We start from the raw sequence: 24,035 nt of genomic DNA on the forward strand, positions 1-24,035 counted from the left end.
GTGAGTGCCATGCGCGGACGTTTTGCGCCGAGCCCGACGGGCTATATCCATTTGGGAAATGTCTGGTCGGCTTTCCTGGCCTGGCTGCAAGTGCGCCAGGCCGGCGGGACCTTGGTCCTGCGGATCGAAGATATTGATGAACAGCGATCGAAACCCATCTTTACCCAGGCCCTCATGGAAGACCTGCACTGGCTGGGCCTCGATTGGGATGAAGGGCCTGACATAGGCGGACCTTACGGGCCGTACATCCAGCAGGAACGATACGACCGCTATGCGGCGGCCCTGGATACACTCAAAACCGCCGGCCTCTTGTATCCCTGTTATTGCAGCCGCGCCCGCCTGCAGGCCGTCGGCGCCCCTCATGCCGGCGAGCATACCGTCTACGACGGCCATTGCTACGGCCTGAGCGAAGCCCAGCGGAAGCAGATGACCAAGAAGCCGTCGTGGCGGGTCCATGTGCCGGAACGGACCATTTCCTTTACAGACGGCGTCTACGGGCCGTTCCACGAAGACTTGACGCGCTGCTGCGGCGACTTCGTCGTCCGCCGGGCCGACGACATGTATGCCTATCAGCTGGCCGTCTCCGTCGACGACGGGGCCATGGCCATCACCCATGTCCTGCGCGGCGAAGACCTGTTATCGTCGACGGCCCAGCAGATATGGCTCATGGAAACGTTGGGTTATACGCCGCCCGTATACACCCATGTGCCCATGCTCGTCGATGAAGTCGGGAACCGCCTGTCCAAGCGCCAGCACGGCATCACTATCCGCTCCTTGCGGGACCGGGGCCTTACGGCAGAAGACATCTTATCCTACCTGGCCTACGCCGGCGGCCTGGTGCCGGAACGGCGCCGCTATAGCCGGGATGAACTCGTCCGGCGCTGCGATTTCCACAAATTGCGCACCGAGCCCATCGTCGTAAACATGCTGTAGGGGCCGCCCAAAGGGCGGCCCGCCAGAGGAGACGCACTCAGGTTCCTGTCATTATGCGAAGTTACTTTTCTCTATAGTTTGTAGTACGGAGTTTGTAGAAGATGGCTTTAAATTTAAAACTATTCACTACAAACTTCAAACTGTAAACTTTTAACTTGGACTACGAACTACGAACCACGAATCTCCCCAAGAAGTTTTGTCTGAAAGAAGAAACTTTCAGGCAAAACTTCTTTTTTTCGCCATTATGTTGTCACGGCGTGTGGAAATGTGGTAAAATGTGGTGAAAAGTGAAAGGAGTTGCGGCCTTATGTTTATGGGTGAATATGAACATACCATCGATGCAAAAGGTCGCGTTATTTTGCCTGTCAAATTTCGGGACGAACTAGGGCCAAAGTTCGTCGTTACCCGCGGTTTGGAAGGCTGCCTTTCTGTCTATACGATGGAGGCGTGGATGCGGTTGGCCGGCAGTTTGAAAAAACTCCGGGCTTCTAAAGAAAATGTCCGCGCCTTCAAGCGGTTTGTCTTCGGCAGTGCTGCCGAAGTAGAATTCGATAAACAAGGCCGCATCCTGATTCCAGCGACATTGAGGGCCTATGCCAAGCTGGTCAAGAATGTGACTGTCCTGGGGACAGGGGATAAGGTCGAAATCTGGAGCAAAGACGCTTATGAAGCGTATGCTGCCAAGACCGTACCGGTCATGGAAGAAATTGCGGAAAGTCTCGACGATGCCCTGGACTTGGACTTTTAGGAGGAATTATGAATTTTCATCACGTCAGTGTGCTTCGTAAAGAAACCATAGATAACTTAATTACCGACCCTGACGGGATCTATGTCGATTGTACACTCGGCGGCGGTGGTCATTCCCGAGCGCTGGCCGAACGCTTGTCGCCTAAAGCGACGCTCATCGGCCTCGACCAGGACCGGGACGCCATTGCAGCGGCGACGGAACGGCTGAAGGATACGGCCTGCCGGCGTATCCTGGTACAGCGGAATTTCCGCTATCTGCCAGACGTGCTCGATGAATTGGGGATAGAAAAGGTGGACGGCGTCATGTTCGACCTCGGCGTGTCCAGCTATCAGCTCGATACGCCGGAACGGGGCTTTTCCTACATGCAGGACGGTCCCCTGGACATGCGCATGGACCGGGACCAGAAGCGCAGCGCTTACGATATCGTCAATGGCTACAGCCAGGCCGACTTATACCGCATCATCAAGACCTACGGCGAAGAACGGTGGGCCAAGCGCATTGCGGCCTTCATCGTCGAGGCGCGGCGGGAAAAGCCCTTGGAACGGACAGAAGAACTGGTCCAGGTCATCAAGAAGGCCATCCCGGCCGGTGCCCGAAAGGACGGACCCCATCCGGCCAAACGGACGTTCCAGGCCATCCGTATCGAAGTCAATGATGAACTGGGAATCCTTCACGATTCCCTGGAACAGGCTGCCCAGCGCCTGAAGCCGGGCGGACGGCTGTGCGTCATTACCTTCCATTCCCTGGAAGACCGCATTGCCAAACAGACGTTGAGGCTCTTGGCGACAGATTGTATCTGCCCGCCGGACATGCCCGTTTGTACGTGCCATCATCATGCCATCCTAAAAGCGAAGCGCCAGCCCATCCTGCCGTCGCAGGAAGAACTGGATACGAATCCGCGGGCCCGCAGTGCGAAGCTCCGCGTCGGCATCCGCAAGTAACGGGGACGGGCTATGATCATGGAAATGGATGTGTTGCGTATGCTGGTGAGGAAAGCCGGGAACATACATGGTGATAAGAGCATACCCTTATGGCGGACGGCTGCCGTAGACGCAATCCGGCGGGGGGCGGCTTACGTCCTGCTGCCGATTGGAATGATTGCGGCTATCGTGATCGTGTCCAATCTACTGACATCCTGGGCGTATCAGCAGAGTGGAGAACTCATGGAGGTGAAGCGCGAGACGCAGCAGCTGCAGCGTGAAAACGATGAACTGCGCGTCGAGATTTCCAAATTGGAAACACCGGAACGAATTTACACGACCGCGACGAAGCGACTGGGCATGGTAGCACCGTCACGGATCCTTTACGGGAGCCAGACGGACCAGGCCGCAAGGGGAAAACGTCGATAATTGCTTAAAACCGAGAGGTCGACGCACTTCGTGCGACGACCTCATTGTTGTTTAGCTTGTAGAGAATACAGAAAGAAGTCACAAGGAGGACCTATGATTATGACCAAAACGGTAGGAGAACTTTGTAAACAGATCAAGGGCATTTATAATCTCAATGGCAGTGCCGATACGGTGATCACCGGTATTTCATCGGATTCGCGCCAGATTGAAGCGGGCTATCTCTTCGTCTGCATTTCCGGTGTCCACGTCGATGGCGCCGCCTTTGCAGCCCAGGCTGTCGAAAAAGGGGCCGTCGCCGTCTTGACGACGAAACACCTCGACCTGCCCAAGAGCACTATCCAGATCCAGGTACCGGACATCCATCATGCCCTGGAAGACATAGTCCCGTTCTTTTATGATTATCCGGGCAAGAAGATGCGCATGATCGGCGTCACCGGCACTAACGGCAAGACGACGACGACTCACATCATCGCCCATATCCTGCGGGCTGCAGGCTATCATGTCGGCGTCATCGGCACCATCCACGCCCTCATCGACGATGAAGAACTGCCGATCCACAACACGACGCCGGATGTCGTCGAACTCCAGCACTTCCTGGCCCTCATGCAGGAAAAGGGCATGACCCATGTCGTCATGGAAGTTTCCAGCCATGCCCTGGCCTTGAACCGCGTCGCCGGCATCGAATACGATACGGCTGTCTTCACCAACCTGACCCAGGACCACCTCGATTTCCACAAGACCATGGAAAACTACGTCGCCGCCAAGGCCAAGCTCTTCCAGAGCCTGACCGCTGCCGACCACGTCAAGGAAAACAAGACGGCTGTCGTCAATATCGACGATCCCTGGTCCAAGGATATCCTCCAGGCCTGCCACTGCAAGGTCCTGACCTACGGTGTCGAAAAGGATGCCGACCTCAAAGGGTCCAACTTGAAAGTCGAATTGAAGAAATCCTCCTTTGATGTCGTCGGCCCCTTCGTCAACGTCCACCTCAACATGAATATCACGGGCTTGTTCAATGTCTACAATACGCTGGCTGCCATCGGCGCAGCCCATGCCGAAGGCGTCGATGAAGCCACTATCGACAAGGCTATCCAGACCTTTCACTCCGTACCGGGCCGTTTTGAACTCGTCGAAGCCGGTCAGGATTTCGCCATCGTCGTCGACTATTCCCATACGCCGGACAGCCTGCAGAAGGCTCTGGAAACGGCGCGGGCCATGAAGCCGAACCGCATCATCGCCGTCTTTGGCTGCGGCGGCGACCGCGATAAGACCAAGCGCCCCATCATGGGCCGCATCGGCGCCGAACTGGCCGATATCCCTATCGTCACGTCTGATAACCCCCGCTCGGAAAACCCGGAAACCATCGTTTCCGAAGTCGAAGCGGGCGTCAAGGAAGGCTTGAAACCGGGTCAGCACCATGAAGTCATCGTCAACCGCCGCGACGCCATTTACCGCGCCGTCGAACTGGCCCAGACCAACGACATCATCGTCATCGCCGGCAAGGGCCATGAAACGTATCAGATCCTCAACGACGGGACCATTCATTTCGATGACCGCGAAGAAGCGCGCAACGCCGTCCATGCACTGCACAGAGGAGATAAATAATGGCTGCTTTTACTAGCGAAGAAATAATCCAGGCCACTGGCGCCCGGCTCCTGAAGCCGGCCGCCTCTGTGTCTTTCAGCGATGTCTGCACGGATACGCGGGCCATCGCCAAGGGTTCGTTGTTCGTCGCCTTCAAAGGGACGTCTTTCAACGGCCATGATTTCGTAGATAAGGCCCTGGCTGCCGGCGCTGCCGGGGCAGTCGTATCGGAAGTGCGTCCGGAATATGAAGGGCTGACGGCGCCGATTTTCGTCGCCGCCGACACGCTCAAGGCCTATCAGGACCTGGCCCGCTTCCACCGCCGCCGCTTTGCCATCCCCGTCGTAGCCGTCACCGGTTCGGTCGGCAAGACGTCGACGCGCAATATGATCGCTACCGTCCTCAGCGAAAAGTACCGTGTCTTGCAGACGGAAAAGAATTTCAACAACGAAATCGGCCTGCCCAAGACGCTCTTGCAGCTGACGCCGGACCACGAAGCCTGCGTCGTAGAAATGGGTATGCGCGGCTTAGGGCAGATTGCCGAACTGGCTGCCATCGGCGAACCGACTATCGGCGTCGTAACCAACGTCGGCAAGAGCCATATCGAACTGCTGGGCTCGCAGGAAAATATCGCCAAGGCCAAAGCCGAACTCGTCCAGGCCCTGGATGAAAAGGGGACGGCTGTCCTCAACGGCGACGATCCCTTCGTCCGCCCGATGACGGCTTTGTGCAAAGGGAAGACTGTCCTCTATGGGACCGATGACCAGGCGGCTGTACGGGCAGACCATATCGTCTGCGACCAGCAGGGCGTCCGCTTCCATTGCAGCGGCGCCGGCCAGTCTTTCGACGTTTCCGTGCCGGTCATCGGCGGCCACAACGTCTACAATGCCCTGGCAGCCATTGCCGTCGGCCAGCTGACGGGCCTGAGCGCGGCTGAGATACAGCGCGGCCTGGCATCGTACCACGGCATGGCCATGCGCCAGGAACTGCTGCATATCGGGCCGTATACCTTCATCAACGATACGTATAATGCCAATCCCGCGTCCATGGCCGAAGCCATCCGCACGCTGGACCTGCTGACAAAGGGCCGCAAGATCGCCGTCCTCGGCGGCATGGGCGAACTGGGAGACTGGGCGAAACGGGAACACGAAACCATTGGCCGCCTCGTCGCCCAGACCAGTCTCGATGCCCTCATCACGATGGGCGATTTAGCCAAAGATATCGCTCAATCGGCGAAAGCTGCAGGCATGACGGCCGTCTATACGACGGATACGCATGAACAGGCGGCGCGCCAGCTGAAAGAACTCCTCCACGATGGCGATACAGTCCTCCTCAAGGGCTCGCGGAGCTTTGCCATGGAAAAAATACTGCCCTATTTTGAAAGGAAGTAATGTGAATGTTTAAAATGCTGATTCTCAGCTTCATCGTCAGCCTGGTCATCGGCCTGGTCTTCGGACCGCTGGTCATCAAGGAATTGAAAAAATTCCATGCCCGCCAGTCCGAAAGGGAAGAAGGGCCGCAGAGCCACAAATATAAAGCCGGGACGCCGACTATGGGCGGCATCCTCATCCTGACGGCGCTGACCGTATCGTGCCTCATCTTCGATCCGATGGACCTGCGCAAAGGCCTGGCCTTATTCCTGGCTTTGGGGCATGGCGTCATCGGCTTCCTCGATGACAGCATCAAGGCCATCAAGCACCGCAACCTGGGTCTTACGGCGAAACAGAAACTGGCCGGCCAGTTCGTCATGGCCGCGATTTTCTGCTACATCCTCGATGCCTTTCTCCATTTCCCGACGACCTTGTGGATTCCCTTTACTTCCATCACTGTCGATTTGGGCATGTTCTACTATCTCTTCGTCTTCGTCATGATCGTCGGCACGAGCAATGCCGTCAACCTGACCGACGGCCTCGACGGCCTGGCTGCCGGGTCCTGCGCCATTACGTCCGTTGCCTACGTCGTCATCGCCGTCGCCCTGGGCTATACCCATTTCGCTATCTTTGGCACGGCCCTGACCGGGGCCTGCCTGGGCTTCCTCTTCTATAACCAGCATCCGGCCAAGATGTTCATGGGCGATACGGGCTCTTTGGCTCTGGGCGGTGCCCTGGCAGCTATGGCCATTTTGACCAAGACGGAACTGCTCCTCATCCTGGCTGGCGGCTTGTACGTCATCGAAGCCCTGTCGGTCATCATCCAGGTCATTTCCTTCAAGACCCGCGGTGTCCGCGTCTTCAAGATGAGCCCGATCCACCACCACTTTGAGCTGTCTGGCTGGAGTGAAGTCAAGGTCGTCACTGTGTTCTGGAGCTTCTCGGCTCTCATGGCGATCCTGTCCATTATCGTCGTACTGGCCTGCAAATAGGGCCTGCGGCTTTTCTGATTGAACTACGATATTTTATATAAAGCAGGTGTTGGCAATGAGCATCATGGATTTTTCTGGAAAACATTTCTTAGTCATCGGCGCAGGCATCAGCGGCCGCGCTGCCTCTCTGGCCCTGGCAGGTCATGGCGGGTCCGTTACGCTGAATGATATGAAGGCCATCGACACGGCGGAACAGCCGTGGCCGGATATAAAGGCCGCCGGCGTCCAGCTGGTCTTCGGCAGCCAGGAAACGGCTCTTTTGGACGGCATGGATGTCGTCGTCCCGTCGCCGGTCATTTCTCCGGAAATCCCGATCATGAAAGAAGCGGCCCGCCGCGGCCTGCCAATCTGGAGTGAAGTCGAAGTCGCCTGCCGGGTCACCGATGCTGACATGATCGGCATTACTGGGACCAATGGCAAGACGACGACGACGACCCTGGTCGGCGAAATCATGAAGGCCACAGGCCGTCAGACCGTCGTCGGCGGCAATATCGGCTACGGCCTGTCGGCCCAGGCCGACAACCTGCCAAAAGAAGCCGTCGTCGTCGCTGAACTGTCCAGTTTCCAGCTCGAATTCACGCACAGCATCAAGGCCAAGGCCGCGACAATCCTCAACATCACGCCGGACCACCTGGACCGCCATCATACGATGGAAGGCTATGCCGCTGCCAAGGAACGGATTTTCCTCAACCAGGACAAGGGCGATTACGCTGTCCTCAATTACGATGACGAACGGGTACGGGCCATGGCGAAAGACATGACCGGTACGGTCGTCTATTTCTCGACGTGCGGCGAAGTCCCGGAAGGGGCCTTTTATCGGGACGGACAGCTTATCCTGCGCCTCCATGGCCAGGATACCGTCGTCTGTGCCGAAACGGACCTGCACCTCTTCGGCAAGCATAATATCCAGAATTGCCTGGCTGCGATTCTCTTGACCTATGCTGCCGGAGCGCCCCTCGACGTCATCCGCCAGGTCCTCAAGGCTTTCAAAGGCGTCGAACACCGCCTGGAAAAAGTGCGGACCATCCACGGCGTCACCTATTACAACGACTCGAAGGGGACCAACGTCGATGCGTCCATGAAGGCCCTGGAAGCCTTCCCGCAGGGGCACCTCATCCTCATTGCCGGCGGCTATGACAAGAAGACGCACCTCGATGACTTCATGGCCTTGGCGGCGAAACGCGTCGATACGCTGATCCTCATCGGCGATGCGGCCGAACGCTTCGAAGCCGCTGCCAAGAAGGCGGGTATCCAGGATATCCGCCGCACTGGTTACAGCATGGAAAGGGCCATCATGCTGGCCCGCAAAATTGCCAAGGCACCGCAGGCCGTCCTCTTGTCGCCGGCTTGCTCGAGCTTTGACATGTATGATAATTTTGAACAGCGCGGACGTGTCTTCAAGGGCATCGTCAACGCCATTTAACGATATTTAGAAGAAACAACAGGAGGCAGGAACATGCGTCGAGTCATTATTTCCGGAGGTGGCACAGGCGGCCATATCTACCCGGCGATTACCATTGCCCGGGCGATTGCCGACATTGAGCCCACCGAATTTCTCTACGTCGGCTCCAAAATCGGCCTGGAAAATACATTGATCCCTAAAGAAGGCTTGCCTTTCGTCACCCTCGACGTGCGGGGCCTGGAACGGAAGATTTCCGTCCGCAACCTCGTCACCCTGGGCAAGACGGCAGGCAGTCTGATCAAGGCAGAAGGCATTATCCACAAATTCAAACCGGACGTCGTCATCGGGACGGGCGGTTTCGTCTGCGGTCCGGTCCTTTTGGCAGCCAGCCTGAGTGGTGTGCCCACACTGATACAGGAACAGAACGTCATCCCCGGCGTTACCAATACGATTTTGAGCCGCTTCGTCAACCGCGTAGCCCTGGGCTATGAAGAGGCAGCGGCCCGTTTCAAGCGCAAGGATATCCTGGTCTATACGGGCAATCCCGTCCGCAAGGATATCCTCACGGTGACGCGGGAAGAAGGGCGCAAGGCCCTGGGCCTGGACCCGGATAAGTTTACGCTCCTCGTCGCCGGCGGCAGCCGCGGCGCCCGCAGCATCAACACGGCGATGATCGAAGTCCACAAGTATTTCCGCAACGACGACCATATCCAGATTCTCCACGTCACGGGGGACCATGAATACGACCGCGTCGTCAAGCAGCTGCCGGGCATCGAATGCCGCGGCCGCTATGGCAAGGGAAGCCGTATCATCCCGTACCTGCATCATATGCCCGACGCCCTGGCCGCCTGCGACCTGGCCGTCTACCGGGCCGGTGCCGTCGGTCTGGCTGAACTGACCGTCCGCGGCGTGCCGTCCATCCTCATTCCCTATCCCTATGCAGCCGAAGACCACCAGCGCTACAATGCCCAGGCCCTGGTCATGTGCGGCGCTGCCAAGATGATCCTCGACAAGATGCTGACAGGCCGGGAATTGTTAGAAGAAATCATTCATTTAAAAGACGATCCGAAGGCACTGGCAGCGATGGCGAAAGCCAGCCGCTCCATGGGCAAGCCACAGGCGGCACACGATATTGCCGAACTGGCCTTGTCGATTGCCCGCAAACGTCGTCCGTAAGAGGAAAAGAAGGGTGTGGAATAAACCTATGGTTAATCTGAACGATGTTACCAACGTTCATTTTATCGGCATTGCCGGCGCTGGGATGCGGGCAATTGCCAATGTTTTCATTGAAAAAGGATATCATGTGTCCGGTTCGGACCTCAAAGCGTCTCCGGTAACGGAACAGTTCGCCAAAAAAGGGGCCCGTATCTGTATCGGCCAGCGTCCGGAAAACCTGCAGGACGCCCAGGTCGTCGTCATTTCATCGGCTATCCGCGATACCAATGTGGAACTGGCCGAAGCGCGCCGCCGCGGTATTCCTGTCATCCATCGCTCGGATGCCCTGGTCCATATCATGAGCTGGGGGAAGGGGATTTCCGTAGCCGGTGCCCACGGCAAGACGACGACATCGTCCATGCTGGGCCAGGTCTTTGAAGAATGTCATCAGGACCCGACCATCGTCATCGGCGGCGAAGTCGATTACCTGCATAGCAATTCCATCCTGGGGAAAGGCGCCTATGTCATCGCCGAAGCTGATGAAAGCGATGGGACTTTCCTCAAGCAGAACCCTTATATCGCCGTCGTCACCAATATCGACGCCGACCATATGGACCATTACGGCTCGCTGGAAAACGTCATCGCCGCTTTCAAGCAGTTCATCCAGAAGCTCGACCCTGAAGAAGGCCTGGCCGTCTTGTGCTTTGAAAACGACAAGATCCGCGCCCTGGCCCCGCAGACGGGCCACCGCTACGTATCTTACGGCATCGAACAGCCGGCGGACTATCAGGCCAGCGACCTGCATTACCTCAAGGGCAAGCTCCATTTTTCCGTCTATAAGCACGGCGAAAAGATGGGGGATATGGTCCTCAACGTACCGGGACGCCACAACGTCCTCAACGCCCTGGCGACGACAGCCGTCGCCGATGCCTGCGGCCTGCCCTTCGACGGCATCGCGTCGGCCATGAGCCATTTCCACGGCGCCAAACGGCGTTTCCAGACCAAGGGCTTCGTCGGTGACGTCTGGGTCGTCGACGACTATGCCCACCATCCGACGGAAATCAATGCGACCTTGACGGCTGCCCGCGATATGGGGACGCACCGCGTCGTCTGCCTCTTCCAGCCGCACCGCTACACGCGGACGAAGCTGCTCCTCGACCAGTACGGCAGCGCCTTTGCCAAAGCCGATAAACTCATCGTCACCGACGTCTACAGTGCCGGTGAAGACCCCATCCCCGGTGTATCAGGGGAACTCATTGCCAAGAAGGTCAAGGAAACGACGGGACAAGATGTCACCTATATCCCGCACAAAGAAGACTTAGTGGCTTATTTAAAGGAAAATTCCCGGCCTCTCGACCTGGTCATCACCATGGGGGCCGGAGACATTTATAAAGTCGGCGAAGCCTATCTCGCTGAAGCTAAAGAAATGGAGAAATAAGGAAATGGAAGACATGAAAGATAAAAAAATTGCCGTCGTCGTCGGCGGTCCTTCGACAGAAGCAGAAGTATCGCGCCGCACTGGGGCTGCCATTGCTGACGCTTTGACGAAAAAGGGATATCACATCGAAACGATCGAACTCGTACCGAAAGAATTCGCCAAGACCTTGACCGAAAAGGGTATCGACATCGTCTTCAACGCCCTTCACGGCCGCTACGGCGAAGACGGTGTCATCCAGGGCTTGTGTGAAATGATGGGGCTCCCCTATACCGGTCCCGGCGTCATGGCCAGTGCTGTTGGCATGAACAAGGTCATGAGCAAGGCCGCTTTCCAGGGGGCCGGCATTGCCACAGCGCCCTTTGCCTACTATTTCGCCACTCAGGACCGCGAAGCCATCGCTGCCGACATTGAACAGCGCTTCGACCTGCCTGTCGTCATCAAGTCGTCCGGCCAGGGCTCGAGCATCGGCACGGTCATCGTCCAGACCAAGGAGGAACTCCGTCCGGCCCTGGAAGAAGCATTCAAGTACAGCGCTTCGCTGGTAGCCGAAGCCTTCATCGATGGCGATGAATTCACCGTCGCCGTCATGGACGACGTCGCCTTCCCGGTCATCCAGATCGTGTCCAGCACGGGCAAGTACGACTTCTATTCCAAGTATGCCCCTGGCGTCGCCAAGCATCTCTGCCCGGCTCCGATTTCGCCGGAACTGACCAAAGAAATGCAGGACCTGGCCCTGAATGTCTTCCATCTGTGCCACTGCAGCGGCGTATCCCGCGTCGATATCATGACCGACAAAGAAGGCCATCCGTTCGTCCTGGAAATCAACACCGTCCCGGGCATGACGGCGACCAGCCTGGTCCCCGATGCCGCCCGGGCCATGGGGATGTCCTTTGAAGATTTGTGTGAAAAGATTTTGCTGGAAGCATCGGTAGGTAAGTTTTAATGGGAAAGAAATCATATCATACGGGGCAGCGACGGGTCGTGCTGCCTAACGATCCTCATGATGTGTTTGTTCCTCCTCATCTTGAGAACGACCCGCTGAACGAACCGGACCGGGAAGCCCTGGCCGCCAAGAAAGAAGCCCAGCGCCGCCGCAAGGCCCGCCAGGCAGCACGGCTGAAGAAGAAAAAGGCTCGGCAGAAACAGATTTGGGCCCGGCGCCGCCGTATCGGCTGTATCTTTACGGTCCTCGGCGTCTTCGTCATCTGGCTCTTCCTGCGCCTGGCGCCGGTCTCTTTCGGGACGATCATCGTCGATGGCAACGAGAACATGTCCTTTGAAGATGTCTACCGGGCCTGCGGGGCTTATTCCTATGTCAACGTCGTCCAGTTGTCGACAGACGATGTGGAAGAACGGCTGAAGAAAGACCTGCGCATTGCCGACGCGACAGTGACGCGGGAATTCCCGGCGACGATCCACGTCACCCTGACAGAACGCAAGCCAGCCGCTGTCATCACGACGCTATACGGCTTCGCCTATGTCGACAAGACGGGGCGGGTCATCGAACTGGGGCCGCAGATCAAGGGCGTATCCCTGCCAATCATGACGGGCAAGAAAGTCGATAACCTGCTCTTAGGCGATACGGTGACGGACCCGACCCTCCATTCGGCCATGGTCTATCTCCAGAGCCTGCCGCCGGATATTCTCAAGAATATCGCTGAAATCAACGTGGGAAATCCCGAAAGCATCGTCGCCTATACGACCGATTCCATCCCTATCCACCTGGGCAGCGGCGATGAACCGGCAGAACGGGCGAAGCTGACGGAAACGCTGCTGGCCGAAGTTCAGGAAAATCATCTGGCCGTCCAATACATCGACACGGATGTGCGCTCGCCCCTTGTCAAGACGAAATAAGGCGCATAGGGCCTTGATTTTCAAAAACAGGTAGATAAATTTTCTAAGATAGTGTAAAATAATAAGGAATCCTACTGCACAGGGTGTGCGTTATAGAGTCTGAAGGAGGAAAATGCGATATGGCAGAGTTTGCAAACATAAAAGTAATAGGTGTCGGTGGCGGCGGTAACAACGCTGTCAACCGTATGATAGAAAGCGGCTTGCAGGGCGTCCAGTTCATTTCGGTCAATACGGAAGACCAGGTCCTGGAAGTATCCAAAGCCGATGTCAAGATCCAGATCGGTGAAAAATTGACGCGCGGCCTCGGCGCCGGTGCCAATCCCCAGGTCGGCGAACAGGCTGCCCTGGAAAGCAAAGAAGAAATCGTCAAGGCCCTGCAGGGTGCCGACATGGTCTTCGTCACAGCCGGCATGGGCGGCGGTACCGGTACCGGTGCAGCTCCTATCGTTGCCGAATGTGCCAAGGAAATGGGGGCCCTCACGGTGGCTGTCGTTACCAAGCCGTTCTCTTTTGAAGGGAAACGCCGTAAGGAAGTCGCTGATAAAGGTGCCGACTACTTGAAAGAAAAGGTCGACACGATCATCACTATCCCTAACGATAAATTGCTCCAGATCATCGACAAGAAGACGCCCCTCAAGGACGCATTCCTCGTCGCTGACGATGTCCTCCGCCAGGGCGTACAGGGCATTTCCGATTTGATTACGACGACAGGCCTCATCAACCTCGACTTCGCCGATGTCAAGACCATCATGTCCGACCAGGGCGAAGCTATCATGGGTATCGGCGTCGGCTCCGGTGAAAACCGTGCTGTCGAAGCTGTCGATGGAGCTATCCACAGCGCCCTCCTGGAAACGAGCATCGACGGTGCCCAGAGCATCTTGCTCAACGTTACCGGCGGCCCGGATATCAGCTTGTACGAAATCAACGAAGCAGCTGAAAAAGTGGCTGAAGCTGTCGATCCGGAAGCCAACATCATCTTTGGTTCCGTCATTGATCCGGATATGGAAGATTCCATCCGCATCACTGTCGTGGCTACGGGTTTTGGCAAAGAACCGTCTTCGATTCCCGCATTTGGCCAGGGCACTGGTACAGCAGCCAAAGCCGGCGATACGAAAGACAATGCCGGCGGCGTAGAAATTCCTACGTGGATGAGATAATCAGCATGAAAAAAGCGGATCCCGGCGGACCCGCTTTTTTTTAAAAATACCGTCGAGAAGAAGGTAGGAGGAAAAAACATGAGATGCCCATTTTGCCAATGTGCAGATACAAAAGTAACGGATTCGCGGGCTACCGATGACGGCAAGGCCATCCGTCGCCGACGCGAATGCCAGCAGTGCGGCCGCCGTTTCACGACGTATGAAATGGTCGAAGAAGTGCCGCTCGTCGTCGTCAAGAAAGATGGCCGTCATGAATTATTCGACCGCAACAAATTATTGAACGGCCTGCTCCGGGCCTGCAACAAGCGGGAAGTCACGCGGCAGCAGCTGGAGGACATCGTCACCAAGGTCGAGCGTAACATCCGCAATACCCTGGCCCAGGAAGTGTCCAGTGAAAAGATAGGGGAAATGGTCCTCAGCGAGCTGCGCTCTGTCGATGAAGTCGCTTATATCCGCTTTGCTTCCGTATACCGCGAATTCGCCGATCTGGACAGTTTCATGGCTGAACTGCAGCATCTCATGGGCACGAAAGAAAAGAAATAAGAGACCGGAATCGAGGAACATTATGACAGAAAATTATATCGATCATTTTTTGAACCATGTCCTGCCGGAATTGCGCATCGCCGTCATCGGCGACATCATGGTCGACCGCTATGTGTTCGGTAAAGTGGAACGCATTTCGCCGGAAGCGCCCGTACCTGTCAATAAAGTCGACCACATGACGTCCGTCCTGGGCGGGGCTGCCAACGTAGCCTCGAACCTGGCCAATCTCGATTGTCACGTCTTTCTGGGCGGCCTCATCGGCGACGATGAAAACGCGTCTCTCCTGCACCAGCTGCTGGAAGACGCCCATATCGACGGGTCGGGCCTGGTCGTGCGCCAGGACCACGCGACGACGACGAAAATGCGCATCCTCGGCGCCCGCCAGCAGATGGTACGCCTGGATTTTGAAGAAGTGACGCCCTTGGCCGTTACGGAAGAGGAACAACTCATGACCTGGCTGTACAACTGCGTGGCAGCCGGCCTGGACGGCATCATCCTGTCGGACTATAAGAAAGGCGTCCTCACCGATTCCCTGGCTCAGAGCATCATCAAAGAAGCCAATCGGGCCGGGATTCCCGTCCTGGTCGACCCCAAGGGCAGCGATTGGACGAAATACAACGGCGCCGATTTCGTGACGCCGAACATGAAAGAACTGAGCGACTGCCTGGGACGGCCTGTAGCCAATGAAGGACAGGCCGTCGTAGCGGCAGCGGAAATCCTGCATGAGCAGTATCAGTTCGCCCACCTCATGGTGACCCGCTCGGAAAAGGGCATCACCGTCATCGGCCGGGACGGCAAGGTGTGGAACAACCCGGCGACGGCGCAGGAAGTCTTCGACGTATCCGGTGCCGGTGATACCGTAGCCGCAGCTTTCCTGTCGGCTATTGCCGGCCACTTGTCGATTCGCACGAGCCTGCAGATCGCCAACGCCGCAGCGGGTATCGTCGTCACCAAGGTCGGGACCTATCCCATCCATCGCCACGAATTGCTCAAATTATGGCAGGAATGGCAGCCGGCCCACTGGCATCCGTATCAGCCCCTGAGTCGGGAAGAAGCGGCTGAAAAGATACGCCAATGGCAGAAGAAGGGCGATACCGTCGTCTTTACCAATGGCTGCTTCGACATCCTGCACCGCGGCCACGTCCTCTACCTGCAGCAGGCGGCCATGCTGGGCCAGCACCTCGTCGTCGGCCTCAACTCCGATGCGTCCGTGCGGCGCCTGAAAGGGGAAACGCGGCCCCTGGTCAAACAGGAAGACCGGGCCATCCTTTTGAGTGCCCTGGCCTGCGTCGATGAAGTGGTCATCTTCGAGGAAGATACACCGAAAGAACTTTTACAGGTCCTGCGTCCGGATATCCTGGTCAAAGGCGGCGATTACAAAGCTGATGAAGTCGTCGGCCGGGAATCGGTCAAGCGCGTCGAGATCATTTCCTTTGAAGACGGATATTCGACGACAGGCCTGATCCAGAAAATAGCTGATTTAGTAAAGAAGGGGAAACTATGAAAATTGTAACAGGCGGTGCCGGTTTTATCGGCAGCAATATCGTAAAACAGTTGAACAACCGGGGCATCAACGACATCCTCATCGTCGACGACCTGACGGACGGCCGCAAATGCCGCAACCTCCAGGGCCTCGATTTCTTTGATTACATGGACTATGCCGACTTCGACGAACAGATGGCCGACGACACCTTCGACTGCGGCTACATCGACGTCGTCTTCCATGAAGGGGCCTGCTCGGACACGATGAACTACGACGGCCGCTACATGATGAAGAACAACTATGAAGGCAGCAAGAATCTCCTGCGCTACTGCATGCAGCGCAAGATTCCCTTCCTCTACGCTTCGTCGGCTTCGACTTATGGCAGCGGCAAGCACGGCTTCCGCGAAGACCCGGCCTGCGAACAGGCGCTGAATCCCTATGCCTATTCCAAGCTCCAGTTCGACCGCTTCGTCCGCCGCGTCATGCCCCTGGCCAAGAGCCAGATTGTCGGCTTCCGCTATTTCAATGTCTTCGGTCCCCAGGAAAACCACAAGGACCGCATGGCTTCGCTCATCTACCAGAAGTACCATGAACTCCAGGAAAAAGGGAAGATTACCCTCTTTGAAGGGACGGCAGGCTATGAAAATGGCGGCCAGATCCGCGATTTCATCTACGTCAACGACGTAGTCAACGTCATCTTCTATTTCTGGGAACATCCGGAACTGTCAGGCATCTACAACTGCGGCACCGGCATCGGCCATACGTTCAATGAATTCGTCCAGGGCGTCATCGATTATTGCGGCAAAGGCCATATCGAATACGTCCCCTTCCCGGACATCCTCAAGGGCAAGTACCAGAGTTATACCCAGGCCGACACGACGAAGCTCATGGAAGCCGGCTATGACCGCGGCTTTACCCTGCTCCCGGAAGCCGTCAAGGAATACTGCAGCATCCTGGAAAAGAGCGACGGGTATTACGAATGAGGAAGGCCGTCTTTTTCGACCGCGACGGCGTCCTCAACGTCGACAAATCCTATTTGGGCTTCATCAAGGATTTTGAATGGATGGACGGGGCCAAAGAGGCCCTGGCCTATCTGACGGAAGAGGGCTATGCCATCATCGTCGTCACCAACCAGAGCGGGGTCGCCCGCGGTTATTATACGGAAGACGACGTGAAGGTCCTCCACGACTGGATGTGCCGGGAAGCGGCCAAAGCCGGCGGCATCATTACGGCCGTCTACTACTGCCCTTATCTTGAAGGGGCGCCGGTCAAGGCCTATGACAAGAAGAGCGACTGGCGCAAGCCGGCGCCGGGCATGGTCCTGCAGGCGGCGAAAGATTACGATATCGATTTGAAACACTCTTTCATGATCGGCGATATGCCCCGCGATGTGGAATGTGGGCAGCGGGCCGGCATGGATGGCTATTTATTTACTGGCGGCAGGCTGGACGATTTCGTCCGGGCCATCGTCGCAGAAAGGAAGGGCCGTGAAAGCATATAAGAACATACTGGTCATCAAGATGAGCTCTCTCGGCGACGTCCTTCACGCCCTGCCGACACTCTACGCATTGCGTCAGAACTGCCCGGACGCCCGCATCGTCTGGGCCGTCCATGAACAGTTCGCGCCGGTCCTGCCGGGAAAACCTTATATCGATGAAGTCATCTATATCGACAAGAAGCGGCTGAAATCCCTGTCGTACTGGAAAGAGCTGCGCCGGACGCTCCATGCCTATCATTTCGACGTATCCTTTGACCTCCAGGGCCTGGCCAAGAGCGCTATCGTCGCCTGGTTGAGCGGTGCTGAAGAACGCTATGGCTACTGGGAAATGCGCGAAGGCAGTTTCCTGGTCAGCAAGGGCCTCACGGGTCCCCACAAGTACGACCACGTCATCGAACGCTATCTCGATACGGTCCGCGTCCTCGGCGGCCGCGTCGATGCCATCGAATTCCCGCTTCCCGATATTACCGGTGAAAGACGGGCCTGGCGCCAGCGTCTGGCGGCGGACGGCCTGACCGGACCCTATGTGGCCATCGTGCCCGGTGCCCGCTGGAGCGTCAAGGAATGGCCCTTGTCCCATTGGCAGGAATTCCTGCAGCGCCTGACGGCGTCCGGCATGGCCGCCGTCCTCTTAGGCAGCGGCGACGACGTCCCCAAAGGGAAGGCCCTGAAGGACCATGATTCGTCGGGCCAGGTCTTCGACTATACAGGCCGCACCGATTTGCGGCAGCTCATGGCGGCCATTGCTGAAAGCGCCCTCTATATCAGTGCCGATACGGGGCCGCTGCACATGGCCAATGCCTTGAAAAAAGAACTCATCGCCCTCTTTGGGCCGACGTGTCCCCAGCGGACCGGCCCTTACGGCGGAAACGACGACGCCTACATCCACATGGTCCTGTCGCCGACGTCCCAGGCGACGCCGGAACGGCCCTTGGTCGATGATCCGGACTGCATGGCCCAGATTACGCCCGATGCGCTGTGGCAGGTCTATGAAGGCGTCCTGAAGAAGGTGGAACTATGATTAATCTGCGCAACAAAAAAATAATCGTCACCTTTCTCATGCATCTAGGCGACCTCATCCTCATCACCCCGTTCCTGCAGGTCCTGCGCCGTCATGCCCAGGGCTCGGAAATTACCCTCGTCGTCGATGAGAAAGTGGCCGACGTCGTCCGCTACAACCCCAATATCGACCACCTGGTCACGGTCGACAAGAAGGGTAAAGACAATTCCGTCCGGGCCCTGTGGCGTATCGGGCGGCACTTGCATCAGCATCACTACGATATCCTCATCAATCTGCATCCCAATGAACGGACGTCCTTCCTGGCGGCCGTCATCCACGCCAAGCAGTTCGTCGGCATGAGCCATTTCCTGGTCCGGCCCCTGATGGACCGCTATACCCGCCTGGACCGCATCCATCTCCACGCGGCCGATATGTACATCAACGTCCTGGCCCAGCTGGGCATCGATGACTACCGCAGCGACGGCCTGCAGTTCTTCACCTGCAAGGCCTGGGATGACAAGGCGACGGAATTCTACCGTACCCAGGGCGTCCACAACAGCGATGCCCTCATCGGCTTCAATATCGGCAGCGCCGTTCCGCAGAAACGCTGGCCGGCCAAGCGCTTTGCCGCCGTTGCCGACTACTTCGCCCGCCGCGGCTTCAAGTGCGTCTTCTTCGGCGGCCCTATGGATGAAGCCATGGTCAAAGAAGCGACGTCCCAGATGGAATCGGACCCGATCATTGCCACCGGGAAATTCACCATCGGCGAACTGGCCTCGGCCATCCGCTGCTGCTCGCTGTTCATCACCAACGACAGCGGCCCTATGCACGTCGCCGTCAGTCAGGGCGTTCCCCTGGTCGCCCTCTACGGGCCGAGCAATCCCAAGCTTTACGGCCCCTATACGGACCGGGCCATCGTCCTGGAATCGACGAACCACTATGAAGTTGGCAAGAGCATGAAACAAATTATCCGCGAAGGTAATTATAAAGGTATTTCGGTTATTCCCATGAGCCAGGTCATCGCCGCCGGCGAAGAACTCCTGAGCCGTTATTATGGAAGAAAATAACCCGTATTATATGGAGGTGGAAGGTTATGAAAAAACTTATTATTGCAGCGACCCTGGCCGCCCTGGCCATGACTTCGGCTGCTATGGCAGCCCCGTTGCGGGATCCTCAGCCCGGTGACTTGAAGGCCAACGCCAACTACGGCTTCGACCAGAAAGAAGGCGGCCGCAGTGCCAAGAGCCGCCTGACCGGTGGCGACGTCACCTACGTCCTGAACAATCGCTGGGACATCCAGTACGTCAACAACTACACCAAGGGCGATAACGACAACAAGATCAACGAAAACTATCTCGTCGGTAATTACCGCTTTACGCCGTATCTGTCGGCCTTTGCCGGCGGCTCCTACGTCAAGACCGAAACGTATAATACGACCAAGTCCTATGGCTATCAGGTCGGCCTCAAAGGCCAGCTCCCTCTGGCAGCACGCTGGCAGGGCTTTGCATCCGTCGGTGTCGGCGATGACGTCAATACCTATGAAGTCGGCGTCGGTTACGACATCACGCCGAACTGGGATGCCCACATAAAATACCGCAGCAGCAGCGTCGACGTCGATAACTACGACGACGATGTCAAAGGCTGGCAGGTCGGCATGGGCTATAAGTTCTGATATTGACAAGGGGCGGATCCGTCCCGTATAATGTACCAATGACATGTGCTGTGGTTGAAAGTCGATGTCAGTCGCAGACCAAGCGATCCACGTAAGGCACCCAAAGCGGTGCTGATCATAGTGCGGCCTAGAAGTAAGACCTGCCGCGGAAATACTGCGAGAGGGCTAGTAGTGGGGGACAGCAGTCTATGAGCGAACGTCCCAGCAGGCGAGTGTGGGGGTAAAGACCAGGTCAGGCATGTCAGGGAAAGGGGCTGTCGTATGAAGGATTCTGCCATCATGCGCAGTCCCTTTTTCTTTATAGTTTGTAGAAGATGGCCATAAATTTCAAACCATCCGCTAACCCCTAGCCCCTAGCCACTAGCCCCTAGCCCCTTAAAAGAGGCTGTCTTGATGTGACAGCCTCTTTTTTGTATTTTCGTTTGACGGATGATTGTTCGTATAGTAAAATGTAAGGGTATTTATGTTATTAGCCTAAGGAGTGGAGTCATAATGGATGCTAAGCGGTTGGAACGAGAAATTCACAAAAATCCCTTCGATACCTTTATGGATTTCCACGTCGAAAAGACTGAACCAGAGAGTACGATCCTCACTTTTGAGAATAAAGGCTCGAAATGGGATAATCCCAATGGTACCATGTACGGCGGTGTCCTCTATTCCATGGCCGATTCGGCGATGGAGGCTGCTTGTGCTGTCTGTGGCAAAGCCGTCCTCACACTGGACCTGGGTATGAATTACCTGCGTCCGGCTTTTGCCAATACGGTCATCCGGGCCGAAGCCAGGATCATCCATAACGGCCGTACGACGATGGTCGCCCTCTGTGATTTTTACGATAATGACCAGCGCTATTTAGCTCATGGCAAGGGCACCTTCTTTGTGACAGGGGCCTACGTCTTTGAGGGAGAAAGGGGGCATACGGATGAATGAACCAGAAGAAGCAGTGAGCCCGGAAGTGGCAGAACGGCTGCATCGTATGCTGGACAGTATTTATTCGCATACACCTTATTTCCAGAGCATGCCCTGTACGGTAGAAAAGCTCGACGTCGGCCGCGTCCGCATCGGCTTCGATATCAGCCGTCATTCCTGCAATTACCGGGGCATTGCCTCGGGCGGCGTCCTGGCCGCTTTCTGCGATACCCTCATGGGCATGGCCAGCCGGACCCTGGGCTTCCAGGTGACGACGCTGGAAATCAACATGAACTATATCCGCAGTGTCAAAGGCGGCGAGCACATTACCGGCGTGGGCCAGGTCATTCACCACGGCCGGAAGACCATTGTCGTCGAATGTGAATGTTATGATGCCAGCGGTAATATTATCGTAAAAGGGCGGTCGTCTTTTTATATTTTGAAAAAACTCGATTGATAGGATAATCATGTAATTATAGGGAAGGTTGGTTAGTACAAAGATGGATTTTGCTTATAACGACGAACAGAAAGAAATCATCAAGGTTGTCCGCGACCTGGTGGAAAAAGAAATCGTCCCCTACGCTTCGGAAATGGATGAAACGGGAAAACTCCATGAAGGGCTCCTGGAAAAATTGGCAGCCCAGGGCCTGCTGGGCGTCGCCATTCCGGAAGAATTCGGCGGTGCCGGCCTCGACGCCATCACTATCGCCGCTATTTATGAAGAATTAGGCAAAGGCTGTGCCGGCGTCGCTACGACCGTCGCTGCCAATGCCCTGGCCTCGTATCCCGTCATCATTGCCGGTAACGACGACCAGAAGAAACGCTATTTCGATATCATCAATGAAGACAACCTGGCCGCTTTTGCCCTGACTGAACCGGGCACCGGTTCCGATGCCGGTTCCGTTTCGACGCGGGCCATGAAGACCGAAGACGGCAAAGGCTATATCCTCAATGGTACGAAATGCTTCATTACCAACGGCGCCCTGGCCGAAGTCTTCGTCGTCTTCGCCAACACCCGCAAGAGCGGCGGCATCCGCGGCTTGACGGCCTTCATCGTCCGCAAGGGGACGCCGGGCTTCACAGTCGGCAAGGCTGAAAATAAAATGGGCATCCGCGCTTCCAATACGACGGAGCTCATCTTCCAGGACTGCTTCGTCCCTGTCGAAGACCGTCTCGGCCGCGAAGGCTATGGCTTCCACATCGCCATGGATACTTTGGATGCAGCCCGTCCCTTCGTCGGTGCCGTTTCCGTCGGCATTGCCGAAGCCGCTTTCCGTGCCTGCTGCGAATATGCCAAGGTCCGCGTACAGTTCGGCAAACCCATCGCTTCCTTTGAAATGGTCCAGGCCATGATTGCCGATATGGCCATGAAAGTCGAAGGAGCCCGCCTCCTGGTCCACCGCGCCTGCTGGATGAAGGACCAGGGTATGGACTTCAGCCGTGAAGCGGCCATTGCCAAGTGCAACGCGTCCGACGTGGCCATGCAGGTCACGACCGATGCAGTCCAGGTCATGGGCGGCTATGGCTATATCAAGGAATACCCTGTCGAAAAATACATGCGTGACGCCAAAATCATGCAGATTTACGAAGGCACCAACCAAATTCAGCGGTTGGTTATTGCAAATAAGACACTTTACTGATACAATATATAACAAACCCATAGAGGGATTTATGGCAATGATAAAGAGGGGATGGAACTGACTCCGCCTACAGGGAATCGAGGCCGCAGATTGAGAGCCTCGTGCCGGATGTTCCATGCGTTCACTTTAGAGCCTCCTGCTGAACGGAGTAGGCAGGACGGGGGTTCCCGTTACAGGACAATCGAGAATCAAGTAGGGTGGTACCGCGAATGAGACTTTCGCCCCTTAGGGGGCGGGAGTCTATTTTTTTGTACTTGCCAGTAGGAGGAAGAAAGTATGATCAGTGATAAGATCGAGGCCATCAAAGCGGCCGTCAATGAACAGCTCGCCAAGAGCGAACATCTTCAGGACGTACAGGATATCCGCGTCAAGTTCCTGGGTAAAAAAGGGGAACTGACGGCAATTATGAAGGAAATGAAGAATTTTTCCAAAGAAGAACGGCCTAAAGTCGGCCAGCTCGTCAACACGGCCCGCAATGCCATCGAAGAACAGATCAAGGCCAAGATGGAAGAAGTCAAGGCCAAGGAATTGGCTGCGAAGATCGAATCGGAAAAAATCGACATTACCCTGCCGGGCCGCAAACCGGTCATGGGCCACGAACATCCCCTTCATCAGACTCTGCGCCTGATGGAAGACTCGTTCCTGCGCATGGGCTTCTCCATCGTCGAAGGGACGGATATCGAATCGGATTACTATAACTTCCAATGCCTGAATCTGCCGGAAGACCATCCGGCCCGGGACATGCAGGACTCCATGTACATTACGGATAACATCCTCCTGCGGACCCATACATCGGGCATGCAGGCACGGACCTTGCAGGCCCACAAGCCTAACGAACCCTTCAAGATCATCGCACCGGGCAAGGTATACCGCTGCGACTACGATGCGACCCATTCGCCGGTCTTCCACCAGATGGAAGGCATGATCATCGACAAGGACATCCGCTTCTCCGACCTCAAGGGCATGCTCGAAGACTTCCTGCGCGACATCTTCGGACCGCAGACGAAAGTCCGCTTCCGCGCCAGCTACTTCCCCTTCACGGAACCGAGCGCCGAAGTCGATATTTCCTGCGTCATGTGCGGCGGCAAGGGCTGCCGTGTCTGCTCCCACACGGGCTGGCTGGAAATCCTCGGCTGCGGCATGGTCAATCCCAGCGTCCTGCGCCTGAACGGCTATGACCCGGACGTCGTCACGGGTTTTGCCTTCGGCATGGGCGTCGAACGCATTGCCATGTTGAAATACGGCATCGATGATTTGCGCTTGTTCTATGAAAACGATATGCGGTTCTTGAACCAGTTCTAGGAGGGTATG

At 56.4% G+C, this 24,035-nt stretch carries 24 protein-coding genes; all 24 read left to right on the forward strand.

Annotated features, from left to right (window positions below; all coding sequences use genetic code 11):
• Positions 1–9: 9 nt before the first annotated feature.
• The 24 genes from gluQRS to pheS all read left to right on the forward strand — a co-directional run bounded on the left by gluQRS (position 10) and on the right by pheS (position 24,026).
• Positions 10–933 carry a tRNA glutamyl-Q(34) synthetase GluQRS gene (gluQRS, locus tag ACFWUB_RS09320; protein ID WP_020310534.1) on the forward strand — a complete coding sequence of 308 codons (924 nt, stop codon included), beginning with the start codon at positions 10–12 and terminating at the stop codon, positions 931–933.
• Positions 934–1,240: 307 nt separating this feature from the next.
• Positions 1,241–1,681, forward strand: coding sequence for a division/cell wall cluster transcriptional repressor MraZ (mraZ, locus tag ACFWUB_RS09325; RefSeq protein WP_302491087.1), 441 nt, complete (start codon positions 1,241–1,243; stop codon positions 1,679–1,681).
• An 8-nt stretch (positions 1,682–1,689) separates the two neighbouring features.
• The gene (rsmH, locus tag ACFWUB_RS09330; RefSeq protein WP_292260616.1) at positions 1,690–2,622 is read left to right on the forward strand and encodes a 16S rRNA (cytosine(1402)-N(4))-methyltransferase RsmH; all 933 of its coding nucleotides are present in this window, start codon (positions 1,690–1,692) and stop codon (positions 2,620–2,622) included.
• 39 nt (positions 2,623–2,661) lie between these two features.
• The gene (gene ftsL, locus ACFWUB_RS09335) at positions 2,662–3,030 is read left to right on the forward strand and encodes a cell division protein FtsL (RefSeq protein ID WP_299721334.1); all 369 of its coding nucleotides are present in this window, start codon (positions 2,662–2,664) and stop codon (positions 3,028–3,030) included.
• 99 nt (positions 3,031–3,129) lie between these two features.
• A complete protein-coding gene (locus ACFWUB_RS09340; protein WP_292299464.1) occupies positions 3,130–4,635 on the forward strand; it encodes a UDP-N-acetylmuramoyl-L-alanyl-D-glutamate--2,6-diaminopimelate ligase in 1,506 nt (501 codons plus the stop codon).
• A complete protein-coding gene (locus tag ACFWUB_RS09345) occupies positions 4,635–6,005 on the forward strand; it encodes a UDP-N-acetylmuramoyl-tripeptide--D-alanyl-D-alanine ligase (RefSeq protein WP_292298588.1) in 1,371 nt (456 codons plus the stop codon). The genes ACFWUB_RS09340 and ACFWUB_RS09345 overlap by 1 nt, the downstream gene beginning before the upstream one ends.
• 5 nt (positions 6,006–6,010) lie before the next feature.
• Positions 6,011–6,976, forward strand: a complete 966-nt coding sequence (mraY, locus tag ACFWUB_RS09350) for a phospho-N-acetylmuramoyl-pentapeptide-transferase (protein WP_020310529.1) — start codon at positions 6,011–6,013, stop codon at positions 6,974–6,976.
• Between the two features lie 55 nt (positions 6,977–7,031).
• The gene (murD, locus tag ACFWUB_RS09355; protein WP_416183850.1) at positions 7,032–8,399 is read left to right on the forward strand and encodes a UDP-N-acetylmuramoyl-L-alanine--D-glutamate ligase; all 1,368 of its coding nucleotides are present in this window, start codon (positions 7,032–7,034) and stop codon (positions 8,397–8,399) included.
• 33 nt (positions 8,400–8,432) lie between these two features.
• On the forward strand, positions 8,433–9,554 hold the full coding sequence (murG, locus tag ACFWUB_RS09360; protein ID WP_020310527.1) for an undecaprenyldiphospho-muramoylpentapeptide beta-N-acetylglucosaminyltransferase: 1,122 nt from the start codon (positions 8,433–8,435) through the stop codon (positions 9,552–9,554).
• A 28-nt stretch (positions 9,555–9,582) separates the two neighbouring features.
• Complete coding sequence (gene murC / locus ACFWUB_RS09365) at positions 9,583–10,971, forward strand: UDP-N-acetylmuramate--L-alanine ligase (protein WP_292298590.1); 1,389 nt, start codon at positions 9,583–9,585, stop codon at positions 10,969–10,971.
• Positions 10,972–10,975: 4 nt separating this feature from the next.
• Positions 10,976–11,914 (forward strand): D-alanine--D-alanine ligase, encoded by a 939-nt coding sequence (locus ACFWUB_RS09370; RefSeq protein ID WP_302680930.1) that lies wholly within the window; start codon positions 10,976–10,978, stop codon positions 11,912–11,914.
• Positions 11,914–12,825 (forward strand): cell division protein FtsQ/DivIB, encoded by a 912-nt coding sequence (locus tag ACFWUB_RS09375; protein WP_292260601.1) that lies wholly within the window; start codon positions 11,914–11,916, stop codon positions 12,823–12,825. The genes ACFWUB_RS09370 and ACFWUB_RS09375 overlap by 1 nt, the downstream gene beginning before the upstream one ends.
• 119 nt (positions 12,826–12,944) lie before the next feature.
• Positions 12,945–13,982, forward strand: a complete 1,038-nt coding sequence (gene ftsZ / locus ACFWUB_RS09380) for a cell division protein FtsZ (RefSeq protein WP_020310523.1) — start codon at positions 12,945–12,947, stop codon at positions 13,980–13,982.
• 78 nt (positions 13,983–14,060) lie between these two features.
• Complete coding sequence (gene nrdR, locus ACFWUB_RS09385; RefSeq protein ID WP_020310522.1) at positions 14,061–14,525, forward strand: transcriptional regulator NrdR; 465 nt, start codon at positions 14,061–14,063, stop codon at positions 14,523–14,525.
• 22 nt (positions 14,526–14,547) lie between these two features.
• Complete coding sequence (rfaE1, locus tag ACFWUB_RS09390) at positions 14,548–16,029, forward strand: D-glycero-beta-D-manno-heptose-7-phosphate kinase (RefSeq protein ID WP_020310521.1); 1,482 nt, start codon at positions 14,548–14,550, stop codon at positions 16,027–16,029.
• Positions 16,026–16,991 carry an ADP-glyceromanno-heptose 6-epimerase gene (rfaD, locus tag ACFWUB_RS09395; RefSeq protein WP_292260593.1) on the forward strand — a complete coding sequence of 322 codons (966 nt, stop codon included), beginning with the start codon at positions 16,026–16,028 and terminating at the stop codon, positions 16,989–16,991. The genes rfaE1 and rfaD overlap by 4 nt, the downstream gene beginning before the upstream one ends.
• The gene (locus ACFWUB_RS09400) at positions 16,988–17,509 is read left to right on the forward strand and encodes a D-glycero-alpha-D-manno-heptose-1,7-bisphosphate 7-phosphatase (RefSeq protein WP_020310519.1); all 522 of its coding nucleotides are present in this window, start codon (positions 16,988–16,990) and stop codon (positions 17,507–17,509) included. Before rfaD ends, ACFWUB_RS09400 begins: the two co-directional genes overlap by 4 nt.
• The gene (locus ACFWUB_RS09405) at positions 17,496–18,527 is read left to right on the forward strand and encodes a glycosyltransferase family 9 protein (protein ID WP_020310518.1); all 1,032 of its coding nucleotides are present in this window, start codon (positions 17,496–17,498) and stop codon (positions 18,525–18,527) included. Before ACFWUB_RS09400 ends, ACFWUB_RS09405 begins: the two co-directional genes overlap by 14 nt.
• Positions 18,524–19,573 (forward strand): glycosyltransferase family 9 protein, encoded by a 1,050-nt coding sequence (locus ACFWUB_RS09410; protein WP_020310517.1) that lies wholly within the window; start codon positions 18,524–18,526, stop codon positions 19,571–19,573. The genes ACFWUB_RS09405 and ACFWUB_RS09410 overlap by 4 nt, the downstream gene beginning before the upstream one ends.
• A gap of 26 nt (positions 19,574–19,599) precedes the next feature.
• Positions 19,600–20,178, forward strand: coding sequence for a porin (locus tag ACFWUB_RS09415; protein ID WP_292281407.1), 579 nt, complete (start codon positions 19,600–19,602; stop codon positions 20,176–20,178).
• Between the two features lie 507 nt (positions 20,179–20,685).
• Positions 20,686–21,105, forward strand: a complete 420-nt coding sequence (locus tag ACFWUB_RS09420) for a PaaI family thioesterase (RefSeq protein WP_416183851.1) — start codon at positions 20,686–20,688, stop codon at positions 21,103–21,105.
• Entirely contained in the window at positions 21,098–21,541 is a 444-nt protein-coding gene (locus ACFWUB_RS09425; protein ID WP_020310514.1) for a PaaI family thioesterase, read from the forward strand. Before ACFWUB_RS09420 ends, ACFWUB_RS09425 begins: the two co-directional genes overlap by 8 nt.
• A gap of 43 nt (positions 21,542–21,584) precedes the next feature.
• Positions 21,585–22,724, forward strand: a complete 1,140-nt coding sequence (locus ACFWUB_RS09430; RefSeq protein WP_292298599.1) for an acyl-CoA dehydrogenase family protein — start codon at positions 21,585–21,587, stop codon at positions 22,722–22,724.
• A 276-nt stretch (positions 22,725–23,000) separates the two neighbouring features.
• The gene (gene pheS, locus ACFWUB_RS09435; RefSeq protein ID WP_292108141.1) at positions 23,001–24,026 is read left to right on the forward strand and encodes a phenylalanine--tRNA ligase subunit alpha; all 1,026 of its coding nucleotides are present in this window, start codon (positions 23,001–23,003) and stop codon (positions 24,024–24,026) included.
• The last annotated feature ends 9 nt before the right edge of the window (positions 24,027–24,035 follow it).

The sequence above is a fragment of the Megasphaera sp. genome (assembly GCF_047831605.1).
Classification (GTDB): domain Bacteria; phylum Bacillota; class Negativicutes; order Veillonellales; family Megasphaeraceae; genus Megasphaera; species Megasphaera intestinihominis.